Here is an 11,945-nt window from a genome sequence, read left to right as displayed (position 1 = left end):
CACGACGTTGCTATACAATGAATTGGAAAATACGACGGCTTGGCCAGGGCCTTTTCACAATCTGGGCAGTGATAACCTTAGCGTTCGTCTTAACGCGGATGATGCCAGGGAATCCGGTCGACGCATTCGTCGCACAGATCGGTCCTGAACTGGACAACCCCCAAGAGGCCTACGAGCTTGCAGAGATTTACATGAACATCAACCCTGAAGACCCGATGCATATCGCCTACATGGATTACATGGTGGCCATGCTTCAGGGTGATATGGGCTACTCGATGAGTCAGAACGACACGGTCGCCGCCATCATGGCCGATGCGATCCCGTGGACCCTGTTCGTCATGAGCTGGGCGATCTTCATTGGCTTCGTCGTGGGCATCTCACTCGGCGCGCTGATGGCCTACTGGGAAGGTACCAAGTTCGATGTCGCACTCACCAGCTACGCGACGATCATCACGTCGATTCCGTTCTACGTGCTCGCGCTGTTGCTATTGATTACCTTCGCCTACCGGCTCAACTGGTTCCCGACCGCCGGTCGACGGCCAACAGGCGTCGAAGCGGGATTCAACCTGCCGTTTATCCTGGGGATTATCCACCACGCAACATTACCCGTCTTCTCGATGTTCGTCGCCTCCGGCGCGGCATCGCTGACGATGCGTGGTAACAGTGTGCGTGTCCTCGGTGAGGACTACCTGCGCGTCGCCAGACTTCGCGGGCTGCCCGACCGCACGATTGCCGTCCGATACGTCGCCCGTAACGCGATCCTCCCGATGTACACCGGACTGATGATCGCCATCGGGACGATGTTCGGCGGCGCTATCGTCCTCGAGGAAATCTTCGCGTACCGGGGCATGGGGTACTATATGATTCAAGCCGTACGTGCACGTGACTATCCGCTTATGATGGGCGCATTTACCGTTATCACAATCGCCGTGGTCATCGCGCTGCTGATCGCCGACCTGACCTACGGCAAAATCGATCCACGCGCAGGAGGTGAAGACCGTGAAGCCTTCTGAGGACGACACGCCCGTGGCCGACGACTCGGACTCGGGGCCATCAGTCGACGCGTTCGTCCCTGCTCGAGAGAGCGACAGTGACGCTGACGCCGATGCTGTGTCCAGCAGCGAGTCCGACGATGCGACAACGCCCGTGCGAAGTGATGGCGGGACGGTTGATCGCGACTCGCCGTTCGAGACAACAGCTTCCGTCGCAGAAACACGCAATGACCGTATCGACCGGTTCCTCGAGGAGTACATTCGGACGCCGTGGTCGATTCTACGAAGCGACTGGCGGGCGCTTGCCTCCTTTGCGATCATCGGGATCTACCTCATCATCGCAACTGTTGGAGTCTACCTGGTCGAACCGACTCATCCAGGACAGGGGGCGCAATTGGTTGGCGCGTTCGAGACCTGGGATCACCCGCTCGGAACCACGACCACCGGCCGTGATGTCCTCTCGATGACCGTGCATTCGACGCCGTCGATCCTGATCATGATGGCCTCTGGTGCCGTCTTCACTGTCGTCGTCGGGACCTTCTTCGGTATCGTCGCCGGCTACAAGGGTGGCATGGTCGACACCGTGCTGAGTTCGATCACTGACATCTTCATCAACATTCCAGGGCTACCACTCGTCATCGTCCTGGCAACGCTGCTCGAGGCGTGGATCACCAACCCGGTCACGCTCGGTGTGTTACTGGCCGTTGCAGCGTGGGCCGGCCTGGCACGGGCGATTCGGTCGCAGGTGCTGACGCTCCGAAACGAGTCGTTCGTCGAGGCTGCTCGAGCGATGGATATGCCCACGCGGTGGATCCTGCTCAAGGAGATTCTGCCACACCTGATGCCGTACATTGTGGTGAACATGGCCAACGCAGCCCGTCGGATCATCTTCGCGGCAGTTGCACTCTACTTCCTGGGTGTGTTGCCGTTCTCCGATGCCAACTGGGGCGTCATGCTGGATAATGCGTACAACAGTGGCGCGCTGTACCGTACTGACGCGCTCCACTGGCTGCTCGTGCCGATGATCGCCATCTCCGGGATCGCGATGGGGCTTATCTTGCTCGCCCAATCGCTGGACCAGGTGTTCAACCCACGAATCCGAGCACGCCACCAGGAGATTGGCGATGACGACGAACTGGAACCGGACTCCGAAAACGACACGAAGGACATGATGAACGTATGATGTTGTCTATGACACCCGCGACACCGATTCGGCGTTCGACCATCGAAAAGCGACACGCACACGGCACAGTGTCCGTGTGGGAGGTGGCCCGATGACAGTCTCGCAATCAGCGCCACAGACCGACCGCCAGGACAAAGACGTCATCGTCGAACTCGAGGATACGTCCGTCTCGTTCGGGATGAACCGCGGCCGATCCAAGGTCCTCAACGAGGTCGACTTCGAAGTCTACCGCGACGAAATCGTCGGCGTCATCGGCGAATCTGGCTCCGGCAAGTCGATGTTCGCCTCGGCGATGCTCGACGCCGTCCCCGAACCGGGACTGACGACCGGCAACGTGACGTACTACCCCGAAGAGGGTGAACCGATCTCCGTCACGGATCTCTCGAAAGAGGCGCTTCGCCAGTTCCGCTGGGAGGAGGTCTCGATGGTCTTCCAGGGGGCGATGAGTTCGTTCAACCCTGTCCTACAGATCCGAACCCACTTCGTCGAGACGCTGAGCGCCCACGACTACGACGTTGACCGTGGGATCGAACGCGCAAAAGACCTGCTCGAGGACCTGTATCTCGAGCCCGAGCGGATGCTCGAGTCGTATCCACACGAACTCTCGGGTGGGATGAAACAGCGCGTGCTGATCGCGTTGAGCCTCGTCCTCGATCCGGACCTGCTGGTGATGGACGAGCCAACCGCTGCGCTTGACTTGCTGATGCAGCGCTCGATCATCTCGTTGCTCCACGAGATCAAAGAGAAGCACAATCTGACGATTGTGTTCATCACACACGACCTGCCGCTGGTCGCAGACCTCGCGGATCGGCTCGCGGTCTTATACGCCTTCGAGTTCGCAGAGGTCGGGCCAGCAGACGACATTCTCGAGGATCCGGCCCATCCCTACACGCGGGCGTTACTCAATGCAACGCCGAATCTCTCCGCGCCGCTCGAGGAGATGCGCCCGATTGAAGGCGAGAGTCCGGATCCGGTCAACATTCCGACGGGCTGTTCGTACCATCCGCGGTGTCCGCTTGCAGACGATGAGTGTCGGTCCCACGACCCCGATGCATACGATGCCGGGTCGGAACACGACGTATTCTGTCATCACTGGGAAGACTCCATCGAGAATATCGACAAGGCATTTGCCAAGTCCGACGAGGACCAACCCAGCGTGCCGACGGTTTCGGAATTGCCCAACACCGAGCCGATGGTGTCGCTGACCGACGTCGAAGTCGAGTTTGGGTCGAAAAACGACGGGTTCTTTGACTTTGGCGACTCCGAAGTCGTCACGGCTGTCGACGGCGTCTCGCTCGATATCTACGAGAACGACGTGGTCGTCCTCATCGGCGAGAGTGGCTGTGGCAAGACAACGCTCGGAAAAACCTCGGTTGGACTGCAACGGCCTACCGGCGGTGCAATCGAGTACAACGGACAGGACATCTGGGAGGGCAGCTCCGGCAGCAGCACGCTCGCCGACAAAGAGATCCGCCGCGCGCTCCAGATCGTCCACCAGGATCCCGGTAGTTCGCTCAACTCACACCACCGCGTCCGAACGATCCTCGAGTCGCCACTCAAACGCTGGCATCCCGAACTCGACGGTAACGACCGGCGCGAACGGATTCTTGGCATGCTCGAGTACGTCGGGATCAGCCCGCCGGAAGACTACATCGACCGGTACCCACACCAGCTCTCGGGTGGAGAACAACAGCGGATCGCGCTGATCCGCGCGATGTTGATCAATCCGGATCTCATCCTCGCGGATGAGGCAGTCTCGGCACTCGACGTCTCGTTGCGTGTCAGTATGATGGATCTGATGATCGAACTCCAGGATGCGTTTAACACGTCATTCCTGGCGATCTCGCACGATCTCTCGAACGCGCGGTACATGGCCGAAAAGACCGGCGGTCGAATCGGCGTCATGTACCTCGGCGAACTCGTCGAGATCGGCACCCCCGAGCAGATCATCCACAACCCACAGCATCCCTACACGCAGGCACTGCGCTGGGCAACGCCCGAACTCGAGCCCGAAGACGAGAGCGACGAGAATCCGATGCGAACCATCGACGTTCCCGACCAGACGAACATCCCCTCGGGCTGTCGGTACCACACCCGGTGTCCGAAGGCCCGTGAGGTCTGTACGGAGCAGAAGCCGGATATGATCGACTGTAGCGACGAAAACGGCGTCCAGAACGCGGCCTGTTTCCGCGCACTCGATAACCACGAGTACTGGCACAGCGAGCCGATTCCGGACGATCCAGTAGACGCGGACTAAGCCGTCGAACTGGATTCGTTTGGGTTCTGTTTTCAGCAATTCCGAGAGTCTATGAGCCGGAACGCTTGCTTGCAGAGGGGACGTACCTGTGGTCCCATTTTCCTCGAGTGGACTGCCCCACTGTTAAAAACACAGTGATAAAAGATTACATAGTGTCGAAATACGGATTATTTTCAAAATATCGGTAGTATTATTCGATTCGGCCTGAAAGCGGTGAGTGCATAATGGTACGCTATGACTCGCTGACGCGGCGACGCGTCGCGTCGCTACTTGCGACAGGAGCCATCGGTGTCATCGCAGGCTGTGCTGACAACGGCGACGATGACACTGACGACGAAACGGACGCTGAAACTGACGACGACGCTGATGACGACACCGATCTCGAGTTCGGATCAGACGACCCCGATTTCGAGATTCTCCTCGAGGATACGAACGGCGAGGCAGTCTCGAGTGAGGACGTCACGCTCGAGATTCTCGACCACGAGACGGATATCGAATACACAATCGACCAAGAGATCGAAGACGGCGTGGCGGAGCCGGACTTCACTGAGGCGACGACGTACACAGTGGCAGTCGTCAGCGACGAATACGAAGACACAGCGGACGAAATCACGCTCGAGGAAGGCGACGACGAAGAACTGTCGTTCGAACTCGAGTCGGCATCCTAACGGCTTTTTGTGTGAAAATAGGGGTTTTCTGCGAGAACAGAGAACCGTCTTATCCGCGCGAACCACGTCGCGAGAAGATAATCAGGAGATGGGATGCAAGCCCAACCATCATGAGGCCAGCACCCCAGATCGCCAGAACCGCGGCCCAGACACCGGTGTTGATAATGAAGCCGACAGCGATGAATAGTACACCACCGAGGAGAATCTGAATCGACAGCGAGTTCGCAACCGTCTCGAGCACCGACGTCTCCTGTGCATCGGCAGCCTCACGGCGAGTGAGTTGTGAGTCCTCGTCAGTATCTACGGACATACGTTCCCAATTGTCGTGGGGCCTGTTAGCTGTTTCGGACGGAGAGGGTCGCCGGTCAACTCGCAACTCAGAACCGAAACTCAGTTTTCGAGGACGGCTGCGTTCTCGAGGTCGTACTCGTCGAAGTACTCGCGTTCGATCTCGATCAGTTCGGCGAACAGGTCCTGTGCGTCCTCGCGCGAGATCGTGACGAGCGGTTCGTTGAGGAACGCCTCGAACGCGAGGTCGAGATCACCCGCGAAGCCGGCTTCGACGAGTGTCTCCTGGTTGTGGACCGCGGTCGTGACCATGTTACGAATCTCGCGTGGCAGTTCGCCCGCCGTAATCGGCTTGACACCCGCGCCGGTGATGAGGACGTTCGACTCGACGACCGCACCGTCGGGCAAGTCCGGAATCTGGCCGACGTTTGGGTGGTTGACGTTCGTCTTGAGCGCCTCGAGGCCGACGAGTGCGCGCATGATGTCGACGGCTTCCTCGCCGGACTGGGTAAATTCGAACTCCTCGGGGTCTGCCAGGTAGGTATCCATCTTCGCGGGGCCGTCGTCGCTGTCGCTGACGCGAGCGGAACTCGGCGTCAGTCGGAATCCCCAGCGCTGGATCTCGGCCGGTTCGTCGATGTCGAGATACCACGGGACGAACTCGACGAGGTGACGGTCGCCAGCGGCACCCAGCAGGCCGAATGTGTCGTAGAGGTCGAAGGCGATCTCGTGGTGGTTGATCCAGTAGTCCGCATCCTCGAGGTCGCCGGTTTCGGAACTTGGCAGTGGTTTTCGCACCTCGAGTTCGTCATCGAGATACTGGAAGACGTCGTGGCCGTACCAGGTGGCCTCGTCGATCCAGGTGAAGTGGTTGATGCCTTTGACGTTGACGTCGATCTCGCTACCGGCGACGTCCTCGGCCTCGTCGATGTACTTCTCGGCGAGTTCGGCCAACAGAATCTGGATGTGGAACACCTCGTGACAGAGACCGATGGCGTTGATGTCGGGATACTCCTCGTACAGCGCGCGCGTACAGACGGTCATCGGGTTCGTGTAGTTGAGCACCCAGGCGTCAGGGCACTGCTCGCGGACTGCGGCCGCAATCTCGCGATACTGCGGGATGGCTCGGAGCGACCGCACTGCGCCGCCGGGACCGCAGGTGTCTGCGACGGGCTGGTAGATGTCGTACTCTTTCGGCACGTCGATATCGTGGACGAACGTCTCTTCCGGCGGGTCCTGAATCGAACAGATGACGAAGTCCGCGCCCTCGAGTGCGTCCTCGAGGGCTTCGTAGGCGTCGAACGTCCAGTCGCCCATGGCGTCTTCGCGGGCGGAAAGATCGTTACCGAGCGTCGCGTTCTGTTCGGCCGCGGCGTAGTCGACGTCGTAGAGGGCGACGTGTCCGGCGAGGTCTTCACACTGCAGGAGATCGTTAATGAGTGTGTGTGCCCAGCCATGGCTGCCGCCGCCGATGTAGCCAATTTTGATGTCCGAAACCGTGTCGGGAAACGATGTGTCTGCACTGTCCAGCTGATGCATGCTACTGTGACTGCTCGAGACACCCAAAAGCGTTGCCGTTCAGGCGGAGCCGGCCGGTGGTCTCGAGTCAGCCAACGCAGCGAAAAACGCGGTCGGTCGATTACTGCCAGTCCAGTACGTTCGCGACGGCCTCGTCAGCGTCGCCGACGGGCGAGAACTCACAGCCGACGTAGCCGCCGTAGTCGGTGTCGTCGATGGCCTCGAGAATCCGCTCGTAGGCGAGTTCGCCGGTGCCGGGTTCGTGGCGACCGGGGACGTCGGCGATGTGGAAGTGGCCGATCTTCTCGACGTTGTCGGTGATCGTGTCGATGAGGTTGCCCTCGGTGATCTGCTGGTGGTAGATGTCGTACAGCAGTGTGACGTTCGGCGAGCCCACGTCGTCGATGATCTCGAAGCCTTCCTCGGAGGTCTCGAGGAAGTAGCCGGGGTGGTCGACGGCGGTGTTCAGCGGCTCGACGACGAGCGTGACGCCTGCGTCTTCGGCGTCGGGCGCGACCGTCGAGAGGACGTCCACGATGTTGTCGTACTGCGTCTCGCGCTCGAGGCCGTCCTGATCCTGTCCGGTCGTGACGATCAGCGTCGGCACGTCGTGTTCGGCGGCGGTGTCGATGGACTCGCGGATCGTCTCGACGGTGTCATCAGCCGCGTCGGGGTCGGTGAGCGTCCCGCCGGCGACGAAGCCAGCGATTGGCACGTCGGCTGCGTCGGCGGTTTCGACGACGGTCTCGAGGTCTTTCTCGCGCCAGTCCCAGAACTCGACGGCATCAGCCCCGACATCGGCGGCCCGCTCGATTCGCTCGGCAAATGGCTCATCGTCGTAGACCATCTCGACGCAGATCGAAATGTCTGCCATCTAGTCGTCCTCCTCGGCCATTGGCTCGGGCGACAGCTGTCCGGCCTCGACCATCGAATCGAGCGGGTTGTCGTCGATATCGAGTGGCAGGTCGACGCGCCCGCGACGGCGTGCGGACTCCCAGGTGGCAAAGATCTGTTCGGTCGCGTTTAGGGCGTTCGTCGCGCTGAGTTCCGGCTCCTCGTCTTCCTCGAGACAGCGGACGTTCTCCGCAATCGCGCGGTCGATGAACTCCCAGCTATGGAGGCCGTCCTCGGTGTCGACGACCTCCCAGTCGTCGTCGCCAGCGCGTCGGATGCGCAAGACGGGAAGCGCCTCGTCTTCCTCTTCGTCGTCGCTCGAGGGGCCGAGTTCGATGGTTCCCTCGGTGCCGATCAGGCGGTTGTGACACTGGACAGCGCCGGCGGGGCCGCCGGTGCCGGTGGCGTCGCTCGTACCGAGTCCGTGGACGCCGTTTTCGTACTCCCACATGACGACGGCCTGGTTTTCGTTGTGCGAGCCGAAGACGAGATTCTCCTCGCTGTAGTCGATCTGGCCGAGGACCCACTCGGCGGAGACCTCGTCGTTGAAGTAGTTACAGAGATCGAAGGAGTGGCTGCCGTAGTCGAAGATGCCGACCGGTGCGGAGAACTCGACCCGCTCGAGGTCGCCGATTTCGCCATCATCCAGCAGTTGTTTGGCGGTTCGGACGGCGTCGCTGAATCGGCGCTGATGGTTAAAGGTCAACTGGACATCGTGGCGGGACGCCTCCTGTGTCATCATGCGCGCACCGCCGTAGGTCTGGGCCATCGGCTTTTCGCAGTGGATCGCGTCGACGCCGGCGCGGATGCAATCAATCGCGATTGATGCGTGGATGACTGGCGGCACACAGAGCGAGACGATATCCGGCTCGACCGTCTCGAGCATCTCGGTGTAGTCTTCGAAGATATTCGCATCGTCAACATCGTACTCGTCAGCGAACGCCTGGGCGTTCTCGGGGACGATGTCCGCGCAGGCGACTATCTCGCACTGATCGTGTTTCTCGTAGCCTTCGGCGTGATGGTATGCCATCGCATAGCCATCCCGTCCGGGGTTATCGGGTTCGGTTCCAGTTCCGATCATCGCAACCTGATACGACATACCATCCCATTTCTGTGCAACCAGTATAATAGTTCGTTTCGAGGGTGTTCGCTCGTGTTGGGCGGCTAAACTGTTCCCAGTAGAGTCGCAACCGACCTGCGGTGATCGATGACCGACAGTGGTCCCGGAGCGAAAGAAAGATTGAAGATTCAGGCCAGAAAGGTCGACACGATGCAATTCGTTCGATACGCGACCGACAGCGGGCCGAGTTGGGGAGTAACTGTCGACGACCAGACCTACGGTCTCGAGCGCCTCGGGGAACCGACACTCGAGGAACTCGCGACGCCAGGCTATCGCCGACAGGTCGCCCGCGCCGTCGAGACGGGTCGGCTGCCCGAGATCGAGGAGCCGACGGATCTGCTCTCGCCGGTGCCGGTTGATGACGTCGACCAGATCATCTGCGTCGGCCTGAATTACCACGACCACGCGGAAGAGCAGGATGAGGACATTCCCGAGAACCCGATGCTGTTCGGCAAATCGCCGACGACAGTCACTGACCCCGGCGCGCCGATTATCCACCCCGACGATGTCGAACAGGTCGACTACGAGGTCGAACTCGGCATCGTCATCGGCCGCACCGCAGACTCCGTCGACGCCGAAGACGCCGACGACTACATCGCGGGCTACACTGTCATCGACGACGTGAGCGCCCGAGACGCCCAGTTCGACGACGGGCAGTTCTTCCGCGGCAAGAGCTACGATACGTTCGCGCCGATGGGACCAGCGCTGACGAGTCCCGACGCCGTCGACCCGAACGACTTAGAGGCAACGCTCCGACTCAACGGCGAGACCAAACAGGACTCGACGACGGCGGAGTTCATCTTCGACGTCGGCGAGGTCGTCGAGTACATCAGCAACGTCACGACACTGCGGCCCGGAACCGTCATCTCGACGGGAACGCCCGGCGGGGTCGGCATCTTCCGCGACCCGCCGGAACTGCTCTCACCCGGTGATACGGTCGAAGCGGAAATTGAGGGCATCGGCACGCTCGAGAATCACGTCGTCGGCGAGTAAGTTCGAGTCGTGACGGCTTGCTGGCCTCCTTAAAGGCCAGCCAGTTCCGCGAACGACCGCTCAGTGAGCCAGTTACGGTCTTTTGTCGACAGTGTGTCAACGTGCTCGAGCCACGCGAGACTCTCCTCGTATGCTGCCTCGTCGCTGACGTTCGGGAAGTCAGAGCCCCAGACGACTCGCTCGCGCCCGAACGTCTCGAGCAGCCAGGTGACGTGGTCGTGCATGTCTGTGTAGGGAAAGTCCTCCTCAGAGCGGTGGACGACTTCGGAGATCTTTATTGCGACGTCGTACTCGTCGCTGGCGAGGGGCTCGAGCGGGGCGAGTGCCTCCTCAGGGGTGACATCGGGGCCGGCGTGACAGAAGTGATCGAGCGCATAGGAGAGGTCGGGATAGGTCTCGACGAGGTCGACGACCTGCTCGAGTTGGTCGACATGTGCGAGGAGCTGGACCAGCGCGTCGGTGTCGTGGGCGGCCTCCCAGAAGTCGGGTTCGTCGATGGCATCCTCGAGCCAGCTTACGTCGGGGTCGAACGTTTCCCACATGCGGTCGTAGGGACAGATCGCGCCGAGTCGAAAGCCGAGCACATCGTCCGTGGCCATGGCCTCGCGCAACTGGGCGGCGGCGTCGTCGGCGAACTGATCGAGCATGACGATGCCGTAGAGATCCTCGTACTCGGCGGCGCACTCGATGGTGTAGGCATTGTCCGTCCACTCACAGATTGGGTAGCCGACGACGACAGCTTTGTCGACGCCGATTGCGTCCATGTCCTGTTGGAGGGCCTCGGCGTCGTAGACTGTCTCGGTCGAAAACGTCTCGACAGTCTCCACGAGCGGGCCGTTGACCCAGGGATGAGCTCGTGACGGGCGCGTCCACGCGTGCGTATGCGTATCGAGTACCATGTCACTGAGAGTGATGTATTGAGCGATACTAAACGTTGTGCTGTCTGTGTGGACGAGTACCGAGCAGAAGACAGGTCAGAGCCGTAGTCGCTCTTCGGTTACAGATTCGAAAACGAAAACACCGGCTTGCAGGTTTCTGACTCGAGGAACGCTTCGAACGCTGCGGTTGGGTCGTCAATACTGTAGGAGTGGTCTGCGATTTCGTCGGCGTCGATCTCACCGGCATCGAGGAGTCGAATCGCCTGTTCGAAGTTTCGCCAGGTTGAGCCATACGAGGTGTTGACGTCGATTTCACCACGAACGACTGGCGTCATGAACAGTTCGCTTGGTGCACCCGGGAGGCCAACGACGACGACTTGCCCTCCTTTTCGGACGTATTCGATTGCCATCTCGACGCCGGTCTGGTGGCCGGTCGTATCGAAGACGACGTCGAAACCGCCGCCGTCAGCTTTCTCGTCGATCAGTTCCTCGAGGTCGTCGTTTTCGACGTCGACGGTTTCGATGCCGAGTTGTTCGACGAGCGGGAGTCGGTAGGTGGTATCCTTGCCAAGGCCCGAGACGACGACGTTTGCGCCGAGTGAGTCGGCGACGGCGGCGACGAGGACGCCAATCGGGCCGGGACCCTCAACGAGGACGGTGTCGCCGGGCGTGACCGTTGACTGATCGAAGACGGCCCGTGTCGCGATACTCAGCGGTTCGGTAATACTCGCCTGGGTCAGCGGAACGCTGTCGGGAATATAGTGGAGATCACCGGGATTGACGGTCGTGTACTCGGTGTAGGCCCCGTCTTTGTGCATGCCAGTGATCTCGAAGTTCTGGCAGACGTTGGGCTGGCCGTTTTTACACTGGAAACACGAGCCGCAGTCGTGGATTGGTTCTTCAACGACGTGGTCGCCCACCTCGAAGTCGGAAACGTCTGCACCTACCTCGACGACCTCACCGGAGTACTCGTGGCCCATGATTCGGGGCAACGGAATCCACTGATAGCCGTCTTCGTAGGTGTAGGCGTGTGCGTCACTGCCACAGAGCCCCGCCGTGTGGACGCGGACGAGTACCTCGTCATCGTCGGGCGTCGGTTTTTCTCGTTCGCGGATTTCGATAGATCGGGGTCCGGTATGAACTATAGCCTTCAT

At 60.4% G+C, this 11,945-nt stretch carries 11 protein-coding genes; 5 read left to right on the top strand and 6 right to left on the bottom strand.

The annotated features are described in order from the left end of the window. The first annotated feature begins 17 nt into the window (after window positions 1-17). From B2G88_RS03195 to B2G88_RS03180, 4 genes are all read left to right on the top strand, one after another. Window positions 18-1,013, top strand: coding sequence for an ABC transporter permease (locus tag B2G88_RS03195; protein WP_054862252.1), 996 nt, complete (start codon window positions 18-20; stop codon window positions 1,011-1,013). Continuing rightward, entirely contained in the window at window positions 1,000-2,175 is a 1,176-nt protein-coding gene (locus B2G88_RS03190) for an ABC transporter permease (RefSeq protein WP_245835285.1), read from the top strand. The genes B2G88_RS03195 and B2G88_RS03190 overlap by 14 nt, the downstream gene beginning before the upstream one ends. A 91-nt stretch (window positions 2,176-2,266) precedes the next feature. After that, entirely contained in the window at window positions 2,267-4,432 is a 2,166-nt protein-coding gene (locus tag B2G88_RS03185) for an ABC transporter ATP-binding protein (RefSeq protein ID WP_054862253.1), read from the top strand. 224 nt (window positions 4,433-4,656) lie between these two features. Further along, window positions 4,657-5,100 (top strand): hypothetical protein, encoded by a 444-nt coding sequence (locus B2G88_RS03180; protein WP_054862254.1) that lies wholly within the window; start codon window positions 4,657-4,659, stop codon window positions 5,098-5,100. A gap of 49 nt (window positions 5,101-5,149) precedes the next feature. On the opposite strand, the gene B2G88_RS03175 is transcribed toward B2G88_RS03180, so the two are convergent. The 4 genes from B2G88_RS03175 to B2G88_RS03160 all read right to left on the bottom strand — a co-directional run bounded on the left by B2G88_RS03175 (window position 5,150) and on the right by B2G88_RS03160 (window position 8,899). Beyond that, window positions 5,150-5,410 carry a hypothetical protein gene (locus tag B2G88_RS03175; RefSeq protein ID WP_054862255.1) on the bottom strand — a complete coding sequence of 87 codons (261 nt, stop codon included), beginning with the start codon at window positions 5,408-5,410 and terminating at the stop codon, window positions 5,150-5,152. A gap of 80 nt (window positions 5,411-5,490) precedes the next feature. After that, the gene (locus B2G88_RS03170; protein ID WP_087713948.1) at window positions 5,491-6,927 is read right to left on the bottom strand and encodes a family 4 glycosyl hydrolase; all 1,437 of its coding nucleotides are present in this window, start codon (window positions 6,925-6,927) and stop codon (window positions 5,491-5,493) included. 100 nt (window positions 6,928-7,027) lie between these two features. Continuing rightward, on the bottom strand, window positions 7,028-7,780 hold the full coding sequence (locus tag B2G88_RS03165; RefSeq protein ID WP_087713947.1) for a hydroxypyruvate isomerase family protein: 753 nt from the start codon (window positions 7,778-7,780) through the stop codon (window positions 7,028-7,030). After that, window positions 7,781-8,899: a Gfo/Idh/MocA family protein gene (locus B2G88_RS03160; RefSeq protein ID WP_087713946.1), complete on the bottom strand. Its 1,119-nt coding sequence runs from the start codon at window positions 8,897-8,899 to the stop codon at window positions 7,781-7,783. It lies immediately after the preceding gene. Between the two features lie 171 nt (window positions 8,900-9,070). Here B2G88_RS03160 and B2G88_RS03155 point away from each other — a divergent pair, with 171 nt between their 5' ends. Then, window positions 9,071-9,913, top strand: coding sequence for a fumarylacetoacetate hydrolase family protein (locus B2G88_RS03155; protein ID WP_087714286.1), 843 nt, complete (start codon window positions 9,071-9,073; stop codon window positions 9,911-9,913). Window positions 9,914-9,942: 29 nt separating this feature from the next. On the opposite strand, the gene B2G88_RS03150 is transcribed toward B2G88_RS03155, so the two are convergent. Then, window positions 9,943-10,812, bottom strand: coding sequence for an amidohydrolase family protein (locus B2G88_RS03150; RefSeq protein WP_054862256.1), 870 nt, complete (start codon window positions 10,810-10,812; stop codon window positions 9,943-9,945). A 98-nt stretch (window positions 10,813-10,910) separates the two neighbouring features. After that, entirely contained in the window at window positions 10,911-11,945 is a 1,035-nt protein-coding gene (locus B2G88_RS03145) for a zinc-dependent alcohol dehydrogenase (protein WP_054862257.1), read from the bottom strand.

The sequence above is a fragment of the Natronolimnobius baerhuensis genome, from assembly GCF_002177135.1.
In the GTDB taxonomy this organism is placed as follows: Archaea; Halobacteriota; Halobacteria; order Halobacteriales; family Natrialbaceae; genus Natronolimnobius; species Natronolimnobius baerhuensis.
The sequence above is the reverse complement of the archived record's forward strand: the minus strand, read 5'-3'. Positions and strand labels throughout refer to the sequence as shown.

Coding starts and splice junctions, on each gene's coding strand:
- B2G88_RS03165 (WP_087713947.1), bottom strand. CDS start 7,780: ATGGCAGACATTTCGATCTGCGTCGAGATGGTCTACGACGATGAGCCA.
- B2G88_RS03150 (WP_054862256.1), bottom strand. CDS start 10,812: ATGGTACTCGATACGCATACGCACGCGTGGACGCGCCCGTCACGAGCT.
- B2G88_RS03155 (WP_087714286.1), top strand. CDS start 9,071: ATGCAATTCGTTCGATACGCGACCGACAGCGGGCCGAGTTGGGGAGTA.
- B2G88_RS03175 (WP_054862255.1), bottom strand. CDS start 5,410: ATGTCCGTAGATACTGACGAGGACTCACAACTCACTCGCCGTGAGGCT.
- B2G88_RS03170 (WP_087713948.1), bottom strand. CDS start 6,927: ATGCATCAGCTGGACAGTGCAGACACATCGTTTCCCGACACGGTTTCG.
- B2G88_RS03145 (WP_054862257.1), bottom strand. CDS start 11,945: ATGAAGGCTATAGTTCATACCGGACCCCGATCTATCGAAATCCGCGAA.
- B2G88_RS03160 (WP_087713946.1), bottom strand. CDS start 8,899: ATGTCGTATCAGGTTGCGATGATCGGAACTGGAACCGAACCCGATAAC.
- B2G88_RS03180 (WP_054862254.1), top strand. CDS start 4,657: ATGGTACGCTATGACTCGCTGACGCGGCGACGCGTCGCGTCGCTACTT.
- B2G88_RS03195 (WP_054862252.1), top strand. CDS start 18: ATGAATTGGAAAATACGACGGCTTGGCCAGGGCCTTTTCACAATCTGG.
- B2G88_RS03185 (WP_054862253.1), top strand. CDS start 2,267: ATGACAGTCTCGCAATCAGCGCCACAGACCGACCGCCAGGACAAAGAC.